This window comes from Peptoniphilus indolicus, from assembly GCF_900454665.1.
In the GTDB taxonomy this organism is placed as follows: Bacteria; Bacillota; Clostridia; order Tissierellales; family Peptoniphilaceae; genus Peptoniphilus; species Peptoniphilus indolicus.
The window spans coordinates 1,966,264-1,983,986 of the sequence record NZ_UGTH01000001.1 but is presented as its reverse complement, the minus strand read 5'-3'; the positions used below and the strand labels follow the sequence as shown (position 1 = coordinate 1,983,986).

General features: G+C 29.2%; 16 protein-coding genes. 15 read left to right on the top strand and 1 reads right to left on the bottom strand.

What is annotated here, in order from left to right:
• Window positions 1-8 precede the first annotated feature (8 nt).
• The 15 genes from queA to DYE58_RS09510 all read left to right on the top strand — a co-directional run bounded on the left by queA (window position 9) and on the right by DYE58_RS09510 (window position 16,267).
• Entirely contained in the window at window positions 9-1,025 is a 1,017-nt protein-coding gene (gene queA, locus DYE58_RS09580; RefSeq protein WP_004821643.1) for a tRNA preQ1(34) S-adenosylmethionine ribosyltransferase-isomerase QueA, read from the top strand.
• A gap of 7 nt (window positions 1,026-1,032) precedes the next feature.
• A complete protein-coding gene (tgt, locus tag DYE58_RS09575; RefSeq protein ID WP_004821641.1) occupies window positions 1,033-2,145 on the top strand; it encodes a tRNA guanosine(34) transglycosylase Tgt in 1,113 nt (370 codons plus the stop codon).
• Between the two features lie 14 nt (window positions 2,146-2,159).
• Window positions 2,160-2,444 (top strand): preprotein translocase subunit YajC, encoded by a 285-nt coding sequence (gene yajC, locus DYE58_RS09570; protein WP_115312255.1) that lies wholly within the window; start codon window positions 2,160-2,162, stop codon window positions 2,442-2,444.
• A 12-nt stretch (window positions 2,445-2,456) separates the two neighbouring features.
• Window positions 2,457-2,603 (top strand): six-cysteine ranthipeptide SCIFF, encoded by a 147-nt coding sequence (scfA, locus tag DYE58_RS09565; RefSeq protein ID WP_004821637.1) that lies wholly within the window; start codon window positions 2,457-2,459, stop codon window positions 2,601-2,603.
• Window positions 2,604-2,639: 36 nt separating this feature from the next.
• Window positions 2,640-4,004, top strand: coding sequence for a thioether cross-link-forming SCIFF peptide maturase (gene scfB / locus DYE58_RS09560; protein ID WP_004821636.1), 1,365 nt, complete (start codon window positions 2,640-2,642; stop codon window positions 4,002-4,004).
• A gap of 163 nt (window positions 4,005-4,167) precedes the next feature.
• Window positions 4,168-5,931, top strand: coding sequence for a single-stranded-DNA-specific exonuclease RecJ (gene recJ, locus DYE58_RS09555; RefSeq protein WP_115312254.1), 1,764 nt, complete (start codon window positions 4,168-4,170; stop codon window positions 5,929-5,931).
• Between the two features lie 12 nt (window positions 5,932-5,943).
• A complete protein-coding gene (locus DYE58_RS09550) occupies window positions 5,944-8,082 on the top strand; it encodes a RelA/SpoT family protein (RefSeq protein WP_115312253.1) in 2,139 nt (712 codons plus the stop codon).
• A 2-nt stretch (window positions 8,083-8,084) separates the two neighbouring features.
• Window positions 8,085-8,534 carry a D-aminoacyl-tRNA deacylase gene (dtd, locus tag DYE58_RS09545; RefSeq protein WP_004821627.1) on the top strand — a complete coding sequence of 150 codons (450 nt, stop codon included), beginning with the start codon at window positions 8,085-8,087 and terminating at the stop codon, window positions 8,532-8,534.
• 3 nt (window positions 8,535-8,537) lie between these two features.
• A complete protein-coding gene (locus DYE58_RS09540) occupies window positions 8,538-9,164 on the top strand; it encodes an MBL fold metallo-hydrolase (protein WP_004821626.1) in 627 nt (208 codons plus the stop codon).
• An 89-nt stretch (window positions 9,165-9,253) separates the two neighbouring features.
• The gene (gene hemZ / locus DYE58_RS09535) at window positions 9,254-10,525 is read left to right on the top strand and encodes a coproporphyrinogen dehydrogenase HemZ (RefSeq protein WP_172463331.1); all 1,272 of its coding nucleotides are present in this window, start codon (window positions 9,254-9,256) and stop codon (window positions 10,523-10,525) included.
• Window positions 10,522-12,039 carry a Mur ligase family protein gene (locus DYE58_RS09530; protein WP_004821621.1) on the top strand — a complete coding sequence of 506 codons (1,518 nt, stop codon included), beginning with the start codon at window positions 10,522-10,524 and terminating at the stop codon, window positions 12,037-12,039. Before hemZ ends, DYE58_RS09530 begins: the two co-directional genes overlap by 4 nt.
• Before the next feature lie 135 nt (window positions 12,040-12,174).
• Entirely contained in the window at window positions 12,175-13,947 is a 1,773-nt protein-coding gene (gene aspS / locus DYE58_RS09525; protein ID WP_004821618.1) for an aspartate--tRNA ligase, read from the top strand.
• A 20-nt stretch (window positions 13,948-13,967) separates the two neighbouring features.
• Window positions 13,968-14,381, top strand: coding sequence for a SoxR reducing system RseC family protein (locus tag DYE58_RS09520; RefSeq protein ID WP_040552682.1), 414 nt, complete (start codon window positions 13,968-13,970; stop codon window positions 14,379-14,381).
• 79 nt (window positions 14,382-14,460) lie between these two features.
• A complete protein-coding gene (locus tag DYE58_RS09515; RefSeq protein WP_147285880.1) occupies window positions 14,461-15,216 on the top strand; it encodes a hypothetical protein in 756 nt (251 codons plus the stop codon).
• On the top strand, window positions 15,200-16,267 hold the full coding sequence (locus DYE58_RS09510) for a hypothetical protein (RefSeq protein WP_115312250.1): 1,068 nt from the start codon (window positions 15,200-15,202) through the stop codon (window positions 16,265-16,267). Before DYE58_RS09515 ends, DYE58_RS09510 begins: the two co-directional genes overlap by 17 nt.
• Before the next feature lie 344 nt (window positions 16,268-16,611).
• On the opposite strand, the gene ychF is transcribed toward DYE58_RS09510, so the two are convergent.
• The gene (gene ychF, locus DYE58_RS09505; protein ID WP_115312249.1) at window positions 16,612-17,703 is read right to left on the bottom strand and encodes a redox-regulated ATPase YchF; all 1,092 of its coding nucleotides are present in this window, start codon (window positions 17,701-17,703) and stop codon (window positions 16,612-16,614) included.
• Window positions 17,704-17,723: the final 20 nt, after the last annotated feature.

Genomic DNA, 17,723 nt, shown 5'->3' with positions numbered 1-17,723 from the left:
AGAGAGAAATGAAAACTTCAGATTTTAACTACTATCTTCCAAAGGAGTTAATAGCTCAACATCCATTGGAAGATAGAACTAATTCGAGATTATTAAAATTAAATAGAGAAAATGGGAATATAGAGCATGACCATTTTTATAACATAATAGATGAGCTAAATAGTGGTGATGTGCTTGTAATTAACAATACAAGAGTAATCCCTGCTAGAATATATGGTCACAGAAAAGACAAAGAAGAACTTATTGAATTTCTTTTATTAAATCATAAAAATGATACTTGGGAATGTTTAGTTAAACCAGGTAAAAAAGCTAAAATAGGCACTGAAATAATTTTTAGCGATAAACTAAAAGGTGAAATTGTAAATATTTCGGAAGATGGCAATAGATTTATAAAATTAGAATATGAGGGTATATTTGAAAATATTCTAGATAAACTTGGAGAAATGCCCCTGCCACCATATATTACAGAAAGACTTGAAGATAAAGATAGATATCAAACAGTCTATTCAAAATATAATGGTTCTAGTGCTGCTCCGACAGCTGGACTACATTTTACAAAAAAACTTTTAGAAAAGTTAAAAGAAAAAGGTATAGAAATAGTAGAAGTTACTTTACATGTTGGACTTGGGACATTTAGACCAGTCAAAGTAGATAATGTAGATGAGCATAAAATGCATTCAGAACATTATGTAGTAACTAAGGAAGCGGCAGAAAAAATAAATAATGCGAAAAAAGAAGGTAGAAGAATTATAGCGGTTGGAACAACATCTATAAGAACGTTGGAAAGTGCTTGCGATGGAGAAATGTTAGTTTCTGGTTCTGGAGATACAGATATATTTATCTATCCAGGATATGAATTTAAAATTGTGGATGCACTGATAACTAATTTTCATTTACCGGAATCAACTTTGATAATGTTGGTTGCTGCTTTTACATCAAAAGAAATAATATTAAATGCATATAAAGAAGCTGTAAAAGAAAAATATAGATTTTTTAGCTTTGGAGATGCAATGTTTATAAGATAGGAGATATATGTTTAAATTTGAATTAGAAAAAACATCTAAGGGCTCTAAAGCTAGGCTTGGGAAAATAATAACTCCACACGGAGAAATAGAAACACCTATATTTATGCCAGTTGGTACAAGAGCAACTGTAAAAACTATGACTCCAGAAGAAGTTAAAGACTTAGGGGCTCAAATAATATTGTCTAATACATACCACTTATTTTTAAAGCCGGGAATGGATATAATAGAAAAAGCTGGTGGGCTTCATAAATTCATGAATTGGGACAAACCTATATTGACAGATAGTGGTGGATTTCAAGTATTTAGTTTGAGTGGAAATAGAAAGATTAGTGAAGAAGGTGTCGAATTTAGGTCGCATATTGATGGCTCTAAAAAATTCATCTCACCAGAGGTTTCTATAGATATACAAAATACTTTGGGTTCAGACATAATAATGGCTTTTGATGAATGTGCACCTTATCCTTCAAGCTATGAATATATCTATGACTCAATGATGAGAACTACGCGTTGGGCTGAAAGGTGTAAGGCACACCATAAGAGAGAGGACCAAGCTTTATTTGGTATAATTCAAGGTGGAATGTATAAAGATTTAAGAGAAATTTCTGCTAAAGATTTAGTTGCTATGGATTTTCCAGGATATGCAGTAGGAGGGTTAAGTGTAGGAGAGCCTCTTGAGTTGATGAATGAGATATTAGACCATACTACTGAATTCATGCCTCAAGACAAACCAAGATATTTGATGGGAGTTGGCACTCCTGACTATCTATTTGAAGCAGTTGAGAGAGGTATAGATATGGCAGATTGTGTATTACCTACTCGTATTGCAAGAAATGGAACTGTAATGACTTCAAATGGTAAGTTGGTAATAAAAAATGCAAAATACAAAGAAGATTTTTCACCACTTGACCCGGAATGTGATTGTTATACTTGTAGAAATTATTCAAGAGCTTATATAAGACATCTCTTTAATGTTGATGAAATATTAGGCTTAAGACTTGCCACAATTCACAATTTGAGATTCTTAATAAAATTAATGGAAGATATTAGAGAATCTATAAGGGGAGATTATTTCTTAGAATTTAAGGATGACTTTTATAGAAAATATGGATATAATAAATAAGAGAGGAGAGAAACATGCAAGATTCTAGTACAATGTTAGTAACATTTGGACCTCTTATACTTATGATGATAGTATTTTATTTCTTATTGATAAGACCTCAAAAGAAAAAACAAAATGAGATCCAAAGTATGAGAAATAACATAAAAATCGGAGACGATGTCATCACAATTGGCGGCATTATGGGAAAAGTATTGCTAGTCAAAGAAGACTACGTAGTAATTGAAACTTCATCTACAAAGACAAGACTTGATATTATGAAGTGGGGAATTGGTTCGTTAGCTTCTAATAAAGCAGAATAATAGGAGGTACTTATGAAACACGTAAAAACTCTTACAAACAAGAGACTTAAAGATACTTATGAAAAAGGCGGATGTGGCGAATGTCAAACATCATGTCAATCAGCTTGCAAGACTTCTTGTACAGTTGGTAATCAAAAGTGTGAAAACGAAGCAAAATAGGGTTGGAAACAACCCTATTTAACTTTGGAGGAAAAAATGAGAGATATTCATAAATTTTATTTAAATGGAAAGTATATTGTACTGGATGTAGCTAGTGGCTCCGTACACATTGTAGATGAGTTAGTATATAATGCAATAGATTTTGTAGAAACACAAGATTTAGACAACTCATATGAAAGAATAAGAAAACAATTCTCTAATGAATACACAGATGAAAAAATTGAAGAAGCTATTTCTGAAATAGATTATTTGATAGAAAATGAAATGTTATTCGCAGAGGATTTAAATATAAAGACACCAGTTTACAATCCACAAAATATAGTAAAAGCTATGTGTTTACACGTTGCCCATGATTGTAACTTAAGATGTAGATACTGTTTTGCATCTCAAGGAGATTTTAAGGGCGAACGACTTTTAATGGATGAAGAAACTGGCAAAAAAGCTTTAGACTTTTTATTACAAAATTCAGGAAATAGAACAAACTTAGAAGTTGATTTCTTTGGTGGGGAACCACTTATGAATTTTGATTTAGTGAAAGCTTTAGTAAAATATGGAAGAGAAGAAGAAAAAAAATATAATAAGAATTTTAGATTTACTTTAACTACTAATGGAGTATTGTTAGATGATGATAAGATTGACTTTATAAATGAGAATATGTCAAATGTAGTTCTATCTTTAGATGGAAGGAAGTCAATAAATGACCATATGCGTCCTACAATATCTGGCAAAGGTTCATATGATGTAATCATTCCTAAATTTAAAAAATTAATAGAAGCTAGAGGAGATAAAGATTATTATATAAGAGGAACTTTTACTAGCGAAAATTTAGATTTTTCAGAAGATTTAAGAGAATTTTATAAATTAGGATTTAAATCTACTTCTATTGAGCCTGTAGTAACAGAAGAAAGTCAACCTTATGCGATAAGAGAAGAACATCTTCAAAAAATTCTTGATGAATATGAAAAAATGAGTAGGGATTATCTAGAAATTAGAAAAGATGACCCGGACTTTAAGTTCTTCCACTTTATGATAGATTTATCAGGGGGGCCATGTGTTATAAAGAGAACAGTTGGCTGTGGTGCAGGTAGTGAATATATAGCTGTGACACCAGAAGGAGATATATTCCCATGCCACCAATTTGTAGGAGAAGAGGAATTTAAGTTAGGTAATGTAAATACAGGAATAGATAATATAAAGGTAAGAGATGAATTTAAATGTTCTAATGTATTTACTAAAGATGATTGTCCAACTTGCTGGGCTAGATATTATTGTAGTGGTGGATGCCATGCCAATTCACATTATGCAAACAATAATTTGAAAAAACCTTATAAAATAGGTTGTGAAATGGAAAAAAAGAGAATTGAATGTGCAATTTCAGTTCTTGCAAATGAAAATGAATAAGCTAGAGGTTCTATAATTTATTATAGGACCTTTATTTCATTGTAAAATTTCAAATATTTAATTAAAATATTTGAAATATAAACCTGAAATTGTTTTATCTGACACAAATAGTGATTTTAAATTGTAGATATGTTATACTTTAAGACATGAAAATGGTGATATTATGGAAAAATGGTTTATAAAAAGTGGAAAATCTGATATAAGTTTTGATAATTTAAATTTATCAAATTATATGAAGAAAATATTATCAAATAGAGAATTGGGTACTGCAGAAAATGTGCAGTCTTTTTTGAATCCTGATATTTCAAATCTGCACTCTCCTATTTTGTTGCCTGATTTGATAAAGGCAACGAATTTAATAATGCAAAATATAAGAGAAGAGAAAAGAATAAGAATTGTGGGAGATTATGATGTGGATGGAGTTACATCTACATTTATATTGTGTAAAGGTCTTAGAAATATTGGGGCAAATGTCGATTATAAGATTCCTCATCGAGTGGAAGATGGATATGGAATTAATGAAAATATAATAGATTATGCTAAAAATGATGGAATTGATTTAATAATAACTTGTGATAACGGGATAGCGGCTATGAAAGCTTTAGATCATGCTAATGATTTAGGAATTAATGTTATAATTACAGACCATCATGAAGTTCAATATGTAGATGGTGTTGAACAGTTGCCAACTGCTATAGCGATAATTAATCCGAAGAGAAGTTCTTCTAAATACCCTTTTAATGGTATATGTGGTGCTGTTGTTGCATTTAAGTTAATTCAACAACTATATGTTATAAACGGTAAAGATGAAGAAGAATTTATGAATGAATTTTTACCTTTTGCAACTATAGGAACAGTTTGCGATGTAATGAGTTTAGTTGATGAAAACAGAAATATAGTCGCTGAAGGAATTAAAAAGCTTAATGAAACATCAAATATTGGATTAAAAGCTATGATAGAAGTTTGTCAAATAGAAGGAAATTTAGATGTTTATCATATTGGATTTATAATTGGACCGACTATAAATTCTAGCGGAAGGCTAGAAAGTGCAGAGTTATCTTTGGAATTGTTTTTAGAGAGTAATTATTCTCAAGCCATAGTAATGGCAAAAGAGCTCAGAGAATTAAATCAGAAAAGACAAAAACTTACTGAAGAAGGATATTTAAAAGTAGATGAATTAATAGAAAAATATGAGTTAGATAAAAAACTTAGGATTTTAATGGTAAAAGAAACTTCAATTGATGAATCTATAATAGGAATTATAGCTGGTAGAATAAAAGAAAAATACAATAGACCCACACTGGTGTTTACAAAGAGCAGAAACTTTCTTAAAGCGTCAGGAAGAAGCATAGAAGAATATAATATGTTTGAAAACTTGGAAAAATACAAGGACAGGTTCAGGGCTTTTGGCGGACATAAAATGGCTTGTGGACTTAGTATTGATGAGGATAGACTAAAAGATTTTATTGTAGATGTGAATAATGATTCTAATTTATCAAAAGAAGATTTAGTAAAAAAAATATATATAGATAGTATAGTTCCATTAGAGGATGTAAATTTTAATATGATTTCTGATTTAGAGATATTAAAGCCTTATGGAAATGGCAATCCTAAACCTATATTTGCAAGTTTAAATTTAAAAATTTTCAATTTTTCTGTTCTGGGTAAAAATAAAAATGTCTTAAAATTTGATGTATCTGATGGCAAAAATGTCAGGAAGGGACTCTATTTTAAAACCGTTGAAGAATTTATATTTGAACTTGGTAATGAATTAGGATTAATAGATGAAGTTTATAAGCTAGTGGACAATAAAAATAACAGTATTTTAGTTGATTTAGTATACAATCCTGTTATAAATGAATTTAGAGGTGTAAAAAATATAGAACTTCGTATTTCTAGTATGAGAGTTAGCAAAAAGAAGTTATAGATTGGTGATAGTATGATTGATAAACTAATAGAAAAAATTAAATTTTACAATCCAAATGCAAATTTTGAACAAATAAGATTGGCATTTGAAATAGCGAAAAAAAATCATGAAGGACAAAAGAGAAATTCAGGGGAAGACTACATAATACATCCTTTGAATGTTGCTATGATTTTAGCTGAAATGAATATGGATACTCCAACTATAATAGCTGGTTTGTTACATGATACTATTGAAGATACTGAAGTAACTTTTGAAGATGTGGAAAAAAATTTTGGTATTGAGATAGCTTACTTAGTTGATGGAGTAACTAAATTAAAAAAATTAAATTATAAAAATAAGCAGGAAAAGCAAGCCGAGAACATTAGAAAAATGGTATTGGCTATGGCGAAAGATATTAGAGTCATCATTGTTAAGCTAGCTGATAGGCTTCATAATATGAGAACTTTAGAGTATATGACTGACACTAAAAAACATGAAAAAGCTCTTGAAACTATAGAAATTTATGCTCCTATTGCTGATAGACTTGGTATGAGCAAGATAAAATGGGAATTGGAAGATTTATCTTTAAGATATATTGATCCGGACAAATACTATAAATTAGTAGACATGGTAAACAAGAGAAGACAGGAAAGAGAAGACTTAATAAATAGGATTATAGCGGAATTAAAACAAAATTTAACAAAATTAGGGATAGTTGCGGATATAAATGGTAGACCTAAGAACTTTTATTCTATTTATAAAAAAATGGAGTATAAAGGCAAAAATTTTGAAGAAATATATGATTTATCGGCAGTTAGAGTTCTTGTAGAGGATATTAAGGATTGTTATGGAGTTTTAGGTGTTGTTCATACTCTTTGGAAACCTATCCCGGGTAGGTTTAAAGACTATATAGCAATGCCAAAGCCTAATAAATATCAGTCATTGCATACAACAGTAATTGACAATCATGGAGAGACTTTTGAAGTACAAATAAGAACTTATGAAATGCATCAAACAGCTGAATATGGTATTGCTGCACATTGGAAATATAAGGCAGGTGTTTCAAAGAGTACAAGTTTTGATGAAAATTTAACATGGCTAAGACAACTTTTAGAATGGCAAAAAGATTTAAGTGACCCTAATGATTTTATGGAAACTTTAAAAGTGGATTTCTTTGCTGATGAAGTATTTGTATTTACACCTCAAGGAGATGTAATAAATTTACCTGAGGGTTCTACACCTTTGGATTTTGCTTATAGAATACACTCTCAAGTAGGAAATACTTGTACAGGTGCAAAAATTAATGGGAGAATTGTATCTTTAGATTATAAGTTAAAGAGCGGCGATATAATAGAAGTTATCACAAATCCTAATTCAGGACCTTCGCATGACTGGTTAAAGATTGTAAAAAGTCCACAGGCCAAGAAAAAGATAAATCAATATTTTAAAATTAAAGATAGAGAAAAGAATATTGAAAGAGGAAAAGAATCTTTAGAAAGAGAAGTAAAAAAATTAGGGTATAGACCTCCTGAAGTTTTAAAGGAAGAATGGCTAGAAGAAATTAGAAAGAAAATTAATTTACTTTCAGTTGAAGATTTATACGCGGCAATAGGCTTCGGAACAGTTACAGTCGCTCAAGTAATGACTAGAATTAAAGATTTCTATAATGTTGAGCATAAAAATGATAAGTTAGAAGATATACCTTTAAAAACTGAGCCTAATAGAATTGCCAAAGGCGGGGTTGTTGTTGAAGGTGTAGATAATTTAAAAGTTAGATTTGCTAAGTGTTGCAATCCTGTTCCTGGTGATGATATTGTGGGATACATCACTTTTGGTAGAGGAATTTCTGTCCACAGAAGAGATTGTACAAATGTTTCTGATATAGAAAATGACCCAAGATTTATAGAGGTTAAGTGGGATACTAAAGAAGGAGATAGTTATAGTGCTCAATTTGAAGTTAGAGCACTTGATAAGGCCCATGTAATAGGAGATGTAGCAAATAGAATAAATGATTCTAAATTGAGTATGACGGCTTTAAATGCCAGAACTAAAGATGGAGATTTATTTGTTACAATAACTGTTGAAATAAAATCAATAGAAGAATTATCAAGACTTATTGAAAAGATAAAGCGAATAGAACACGTATTAGACGTATATAGAATGAAGGCATAATTATGAGGGCAGTTATACAAAGAGTAAAAAGAGCGTCAGTAGAAGTTGAAGAAAATACTATAGGCAAAATAGGATATGGCTTATTAATTTTATTAGGTATTGAGGCAGAAGATACTGATGAAGATTTTGAATATATTTATAAAAAAACTACCAATTTGAGAATATTTGATGATGAAAATGGAGTAATGAATTTAAGTATAAAAGATATTAATGGTGAAATTTTAGTAGTTAGTCAATTTACTTTATATGGTGATGTAAGAAAAGGGAATAGACCATCATATGTAAGAGCGGCAAAATTTGACTCAGGAATAAATTTCTACAATAAATTCATAGAAAAGCTTAAGGAAGATTCTATAAAGGTAGAGAGTGGAAAATATGGTGCAGATATGGATGTTGAATTTCTAAACCATGGCCCAGTTACTATTTTGTTAGATAGTAGAAAGGAATTTTAATATATGGAGAGAAAGTTTAAAATACTAAGACTTACGCTTGGGTCATATGCAACGAATTGTTATATTCTTTTTTCAAACAAAGAAGCTATAATAATTGACCCAGCAGCAGAGGCTGAAAAGATAATTAAAGCTATAGAAGACAATAATTTAAAGCCAATAAAAATACTTTTAACTCATGCACATCCAGACCATTTTGGAGCTTTAGACGAAGTTAGAAACCATTTTGGACTAGAGGCTTACATTTCTAAAAATGATGAAGAAATGTTAGAAAGAAGATCTAAGGAATTAAATAGAATGCTAGGAATAAATTCTTATTTAAAAGCTGAACATTATTATTCTGAAGGAGATATTATCAATTTTTCTGGAGGAGATATAAGAGTTTTGGAAACTCCTGGGCATACTCCTGGTGGAGTTTGTCTATTAATAGATGATATATTAATTTCAGGGGATACATTGTTCTATGGTTCAATAGGTAGAACTGATTTACCTGGAGGAGATTACGATACGTTAATGAGCTCATTGAAAAAACTAACTAATTTAAATGACAATATTTTAGTTTTACCAGGTCATGGACAAGAAACTCAAATAGGTTTTGAAAAAATCTACAATCCATTTTTGCAAAGACTATGATAAAAATAGAAATAGAAAACCAAGGTTTAGCACATGAAATTTATGAATTTTTAAGAATAATATTTCCCTCATATGAGAGGGGAAATTTTATGTGTGTAAAAATAGAAGATGAGTTATTAAAGATAAATAGTGATGAGTATAACTTTATAATTCCTATAAAAAAATCAACAAATTTACAAAGATATTTAAAGTTGGAGTTAATTAATCAACTGAAAGAAAATCAATTAGAAGTTCCGAAATGGGGAGTTCTTCATGGAATACGTCCTTTAAAATTAATCTATAATCTTCTTAAGGATAGAGATGAAGAAGGTGTTAGAAATTATTTGAAGAAAGAATATTCTGTAGCAGATGAAAAAATTAATTTAGCTTATGAAATTTTAAATATTCAAAAGGATATAATAAGTGAAAATATAGATAATTATAGTGTGTATGTTCACATACCATTTTGTCCTAGTAAATGCACTTATTGTTCATATCATACATTAAATAGTAAATCTAGTATGGTTGAAGATTATGTAAATAAACTTATCGAAGAAATAGAATTCGAATCTAAATATTTGAATAAAAATCCAAGTAGTATTTATATAGGTGGAGGAACACCTACTTCAATAGGTGTTAACAACTTAAATAATATTATAGAAATTCTAAAGGATAGCTTTGGAGATACAAAAGAATTTACAGTAGAGGCTGGAAGGGTTGAAACACTCACTGATGAAATGATTGAAATGCTATCAAATAATGAAGTTAATAGAATAAGTATAAATCCTCAATCTATGAATTTAAAGACAGTTAAGTCGATAAATAGAATAAACTCCATAGAAGAGCTTATAGAGTGTTATAATAAAGCCAAGCCAAAATTTAAAGATATAAATATGGATTTGATTATCGGGTTAGAAGATGAAACAGAAGAGGACTTCATAAATTCACTAGAGAGTGTGATAAAATTAAATCCAACCAATATAACTGTTCATTCGTTAGCATTAAAAAATGGAACAGATTATTTAAATAATCAAAATGTATCAAGTTTTGATTTAAACTTTAATAATAAAATTATAAATAGGTTAAAAGAAAATAGGTATAATCCATATTATTTATACAGACAAAAACGTATTATTGGTGGTAATGAAAATATAGGTTATTCTATAAAAAGGCATGAATGTGTTTATAATATTATGATGATACAGGAATTACATGATATATGGGGGTTTGGAATGGGAGCAACTTCTAAACTTCATATAAATAGTAAAAAATTTGAACAGATATCAAATTTTAGAAGTATGCGAGAATATTTATTGAGAAACAAAGAAGTTTCTGCTAAAAAATTAAAAGTTCTATTTGATAGATATAGGAGTGGGAAATGAGATTAAATCAATTAATAGATGATTTTAGTAAACTAGGAATTGAAAATTTAGATATAAAAAACATTAGATATAATTCTAATGATGTAGAATCTGGAGATTTATTTGTTGCTACTAAGGGATATGTAACTGATGGACATAAATATGTTAAGAATGCATATGAAAAAGGTGCAGTAGTTGCTGTTGTGGAAGATTATGTAGACGTTGATATTCCACAAATTAAAGTTGAAAATTCAAGAATTGCATTAGCAGATTTATCTAATAGATATTTTAATAGTCCGTCAGAAAAGTTAAATATGGTTGGGATAACTGCTACTAATGGAAAGACTACTACATCTTTTATGTTGGATACTATATACAGGTTAGCTGGTTATAAAACAGGAATAATAGGAACTGTTTATACAAAATATGCTGACGTAATGGTCCCATCAATATTAACTACACCTGAATCTTATGATTTACAAAGATATCTATCAGATATGGTTGAGAATAAGATAAAAAAAGTTACTATGGAAGTTTCTTCTTCAGCTCAAGAGTTATATAGAAATAAAAATATAGATTTTAACATTGTTACTTTTAACAATTTTTCAAGAGAACATATTGACCAACATGGAAGTTTTGAAAATTACTATAAATTTAAATCTAAATTGATAAGAGAGGCTAAAGATAAGACAGCTTGTGTTTTAAATATGGATTTTGATGAAATTGCAAAATTAAAAGATGAAACTAAGGGACAAGTTGTAGCGTATTCTCTAAAAAATTCGGCTTATGATTGTACTATAAAAGATTTAGATTTAAGTACCGGATTTGGGAAGTTTACGTTTGAAGTTTTAAAAGAAATAGAATTTAACGGAATAAAAATTAAGCCTGAAAAATTCGATATTGAATTGTCAGCTTCTGGATACTCATCAGTTATGAATGCTGTTGCTGCTATAATAGTGGCATTGTTAGAGGGAATAGATAAGGAAATTATAATAAAAGCTCTAAAGTTATTCTCTGGTGTTGAGAGAAGATGTGAAATGATTTATGACGGTTCTTTTAAAGTTCTAGATGACCATTTTGCCAATGTTAGAAATATAGATGTAACCTTAGATACTTTAAAACAAATGAAATATAAAAATTTACATGTTTTATATGCAATAAGAGGTAGTAGAGGGGTCGAATTAAACAGAGAAACATCAGAGAGAATGGTCCAATGGTTTAAAGATTTAGGGCTTGATAAAGTAATTGCAACTTTGAGTAAAGATGTTGTGGGTAAAAAAGATATTGTATTAGATGAAGAATTAGAAGTATTTAAAAATACTATGTCTGAACATGATATGAATTTTGAAATAATAGATACTTTATCAGAAGCTATAAGAGTAACTTTAGATGATGTAAATGATGGTGATGTTTTATTACTTGCAGGTTGTCAAGGAATGGATAAGGGAGCTGGATTTTTATTTGATGAACTTTCAAAAATGAATAAAACTGATTTGGAAGTACTTAAAGATAAAGTAGAAAATAGAATATGCTAAAATTGACATGCAGAATATAAAATAATATAATTGAATTGTTTAGTACCTACCTGACTACGTCAGGGGTCAAGAGGGCTTACTAAGAAATAAAAGACCACTCGTCCCAAGGGACGAGTTTTTAATATGGAGGAATAAATGGCTGATAAGTTAACTGGTTTAAAGAGGTCCCATTATTGTGGCGAAGTTAGAGAGAATCTAATCGGAAATGAAGTAGTTATAATGGGCTGGATTTCAAAAGAGAGAAATTTAGGTTCAATAGTATTTACAGATGTAAGAGATAGAGAGGGAATAGTTCAAGTAGTTTTTGATGATACAGTAGATAAAGAATTGTTTGCAAAAGCTACAGGATTGAGATCTGAATTTGTAGTAGCTGTTAAAGGAACGGTAAGAGAAAGATCTTCAATAAATGCTAAAATTCCTACTGGAAAAGTTGAAATTTTAGCAAATGAATTAAGAATTTTAAATAAATCTGAAGTTCCACCTATATATATAAAAGATGATGACAATGTTTCAGAAAATATGAGACTAAAATATAGGTCATTAGATTTGAGAAAACCTTCAATGCAAAAAAAATTGTTTGCAAGGTCTAAATTCTATAAGGTAACAAGAGATTTCTATTCAGCAGAAGGATTTATTGAAGTTGAAACTCCTATGCTTACTAAACCAACACCTGAGGGAGCTAGAGATTATTTAGTGCCTTCAAGAATTAACGAAGGACAATTTTATGCTCTTCCACAATCACCACAGTTGATGAAACAACTTTTGATGTGCTCTGGATTTGATAGATATTTTCAAATAACTAAGTGTTTTAGAGATGAAGACTTAAGAGCTAATAGACAACCTGAGTTTACTCAAATAGATACTGAAATGAGTTTTGTTGACATAGAAGACGTAATGGAAATTAATGAAAGATTTTTAAAGTATGCTTTTAAGGAAATGGTTGGAGTAGATATAACTTTACCGCTTAAAAGAATAAGTTATAGAGAATCAATGGATCGATTTGGAGTAGATAAACCCGATTTAAGATTTGGTCTAGAACTTGTGGATGTTAAAGAACAAGTTAGAAATTCAGGATTTAAAGTGTTTGATTCTCAAGTTGAAACTGGTTCTATCAGAGGTATTAACATTAAAGGTGGAGCTGATCAGTATTCAAGAAAACAAATTTCGAAGCTTGAAGAGTTCGTTAAAACTTATGGAGCTAAAGGATTAGCGTGGATAAAACTTGAAAATGGGGAAGTATCTTCTCCCATTGTAAAATTTATAAGTGAAGATACATTAAATTCTTTAATAGAAAAACTTAAAGGAGAAGATGGAGATTTATTAGTTTTTGTAGCCGATGAAGAAGAAGTTGTATTCGATAGTTTGGGTAATCTTCGTAACAAGGTTGCAAGAGATATGGATTTAATAAAACCTGATTCATACGAACTACTATGGATTACTGAATTCCCTCTTTTCGAATATGATAAAGAAGAAGAGAGATATGTAGCTAAACACCATCCTTTCACTGCACCAATGGACGAAGATATAGAAAAATTAGAATCAGACCCTAAAAATTGCAGAGCTAAAGCATATGATATCGTAATAAATGGAGATGAAATGGGTGGTGGGAGTATTAGAATAAATGACCCACAAATCCAAGAAAAAATGTTTAATGCTTTAGGTTTTACAAGTGAAGAGGCTGAAGAAAAATTTGGATTCTTAATTGATGCGTTTAAGTATGGCGCTCCACCTCATGGAGGAATAGCTTATGGGCTTGACAGATTAATTATGTTATTCACAGATTCATCAAATATCAGAGATGTAATAGCTTTTCCAAAGACTCAATCAGCTACAGATTTATTGACAGGAGCACCGGCAACTGTATCTGAAAAACAACTTAAAGAGGTTCATGTAAAGGTAATAGACTGACATTTTAGGAGGTGTTGGAATTGAAAAATTCAGGCATTGTTATAAATGTTGATGGAGATTACTTAGATATAGTAAGCATTAGAGAAAGTGCTTGTGGTGGAAGTTGTGAAAGCTGTGGCGCACATTGTGGATCAAAGGCTGAAACTCTAAGATTATTAAATACAATTGAAGCTGAAATTGGAGATAGAGTAGAATTAGAAATCAATTCGTCTAAAGTTTTAGGATATATTAGTTTAGTATATGGAGTTCCTCTCATTACATTTATAATTAGTGTGATTACATCCTTTGTAATTCTGGGGGAATCAAAGCAAATTTGGTGTTTTTTAATAGGTTTAATATCTATAGCTATTAGTTATTCTGTAATAAGAAAAATAGATGGAAATTTAAAAAACACTAATTCTGAGATAAAAATAAGGAAGATTAGTTATGAGTAAAAAAAAATCATTTCAGACTCTATTGAATTTCTCCATAATATTTTTAATAACTACTAGTGTTATTTTTGCTTATTCTAAAATGAAATACAGTAGTTATTTGTCAGAATTAAATAATTTGGAGTCTTTAAAAAAAGAACTACAAAGTATAGAAGACGAAGTAAAGCTAAATTCAGAATTAAAAAAAGAAAAGGAAAAAGAATTAAATGATAAATCAATAGAATTCTTAACTATTTATGGTTTTGATTATCTAAAAGAAGATGATGAATTAGTCCAAGAAGAAGTAAAAAGATTAGTTGATGAAAATAACAAGATAAAAAATGACTTAAGAGAGGAACTTAAAAAATATATCCATTATTTTGATGGGTCATATTATGAGGCAGAAGATTACACAGGTTTAGTTGCTCAAGTGTTGTCATTAGATAGTAGAGAAATTAGCGAACAATTAAAACCTGATTTATATTCTAGTTTAGATATTGACAATTTTATAAAAGAGGCAAAGAAGAGTGGAACAATATCATATTTAAATTCTTTAAATAATGAATCTAAATTTAATAACATACTACTTTTTTTGACGACAATGTATTCAGATAATTTGTATGAAATTTCTCATGACTTAACTGATATGCCAGATAATTTAAACTCTTTATATAACAATGTTTTAACAACATATCAATTATACAAGACTTTAGAAGACTTTAGTTTTAATACAGGAACTTTGACTAGTACAAATTTGAATGAGCTTGTATATAAAACAGAAGAATTAGTTAAAAAATATTACGAAAATCAAGCAGTAATTGAAAAATTGACGGGTGAAACTTATGAAAAGTCTGAGTAGTACTTCTAAAAAAATATTTAGTATTTTATTTATATTGTCGGGATGTGTATTATTATTTTTTGCAAAAGAAAATTTTAAATTTGTAAACACAAATATATCAGTAGAAAATGCTAAGTACAAAACTGACATTTTAAAGGTAAAAAAAGAAAATAATAAATTTAAAGACAATTTATCTAACTTGGAGGAAAAATTGAATAAAATTAGCAATAGAAGAAAGACTATGGAAAATTTAGTTCCAGAGTATGACTATGAAGCTAATAAATATGATGATTATATATCCTATCCTATGGCTTTAGATTTTAATGTATTAAACATAAAAAAACTGGGAGCTCAGGATAAAGATAATATAATAAATTCTTTTTATTTTAATGATAAAGTTAGAGATTTAGAAAGTGCAAAGTCAGACTTACTAATTTCTAGTATATTACAAAATGACTATCTTATAAGAGAAGTGAATTATAATCTTCTTAGAAGTAATTTTGAAGCATATAAATATAATGGGATTTTAAAATACTACAACACTACAACAAATTATTTTTTGAAAAGTAAAGTACAAATAGAATCAAAAGATAGACTTATGAGCTTGTATCAAAATATGATAGTTTTAAAAAATCTAGGTCTTGAAATGTTGGATCATTTGGCTTTTGTTAATATATTGGACCAAAAGGAAATAGATTTACAAAACATAAGAAAACAAATTAATAATTCAAATTTATTTAGTTATTCAATTCCTCAAAAATTTACAGAGGCATACTACAGCAAACTATTGTTCGGAACAGATGTTCACTGCATTGTGAACTCTTACTCAGAATATGTAAATATTAAAGAAAAAAAGATAGATAATGGAAACATAAAAATTATGCAGGATTTTAGAGGAAGGATACACTTAATATCTGAATTAAAATCAAATCAAATTATGAATTATTATTATGATACTTCGGGAAAAGTTTATAAAGTTGTAAATTTTTATGATGGAATAGAGACAATAGATTTTAATAAAACACCAGGGATTCTAGAACGTTCAGTAAAATTATATAAATATGCAAAATAATACAAAGTGATATAACCCATCCAAAGTAGAGAGTATAATTAAAATTAGTGCAACTATTTTGGATGGTTTTTTAAAAGAAAGTATAAATATATGATATAAAGAAAATTTAAATTAAGATTAAGGTGATTAATATGTTAATAATATTAAGAATATTAAATATAATTATTTAAACCGAGGAATAATCCTTTGGCTATTTTTTATTTTCAGAATGTTGTGCAACCGTTGTGCAACGGGTTCGAAAATTTCGCAAAATTTCGACAAATTTCGATAAATTTCGAAAAAGAAAAGTGATGTCAAATCAAGTAGACATCACAATCCTAGTAAATTACAGTGTTTCAAAAAAGTTAAACATTAAATTTAAAATTTACCACATCTCCATCTTTCATTACATATTCTTTTCCTTCACTTCTGATAAGCCCTTTTTCTCTTGCTTCAGTCATAGAACCAGATTTTACAAGGTCTTCATATGATATTATGTCTGCTTTTATAAAACCTCTTTCAAAATCAGTATGAATTTTACCAGCAGCACCAGGAGCTTTAGTGCCATCTACTATAGTCCAAGCACGTGTTTCCATTTCTCCAGTAGTTAGGTAAGAGATAAGACCTAAAAGTTTATAACTTGATTTAATTAATTTATCTAAACCTGCACTTTCAAGGCCTAGTTCTTCCATAAACATTTCTTTTTCATCATCATCTAAAGATTGGATTTGAGATTCTATTTCACAACTGATAGCAACAACTTCATCGTTTTGTTTTTTAGCAAACTCTCTAACTTTTTTTACTAATTCATTTTCTTCGTCACTGCTAACTTCATCTTCGGATATGTTTGCAACATATATAACACTTTTATCACTAAGTAATTGATAATTTTTAAGAATTTTTTTCTCCTCATCAGATATATCTAAGTTTCTAGCGGGTGAACCAGATTCTAAAATATCTTTTAGTTTTTTTAGTAATTCAACTTCAGGGGCTAAAGTTCTATCTCCTTTTAATTGTTTTTCTGTTTTTTGTAGTCTTTTTTCAATTTGCTCTAAGTCAGAAAAAATAAGTTCTAAATTTATATTTTCTATATCTCTTAATGGGTCAACTGAACCATCAACGTGAATAACATTGTCATTGTCAAAACATCTTACTACATGTACTATAGCATCAACTTCTCTAATATTTGCTAAAAATTGATTGCCCAATCCTTCGCCTTTGCTCGCACCTTTAACAAGTCCAGCTATATCAAAAAATTCTATATGTGCAGGTATGATTTTAGCTGAGTTGCTCATTTTAGAAAGAACATTAAGTCTTTCATCTGGAACACTTACAACTCCAACGTTTGGTTCAATAGTGGCAAATGGATAATTTGCAGCTTCAGCTCCAGCTTTTGTTAAAGCATTAAAAAGTGTTGATTTACCAACATTAGGTAATCCTACAATTCCTAGTTTCATTTTTATCCTCTTTCATTAGT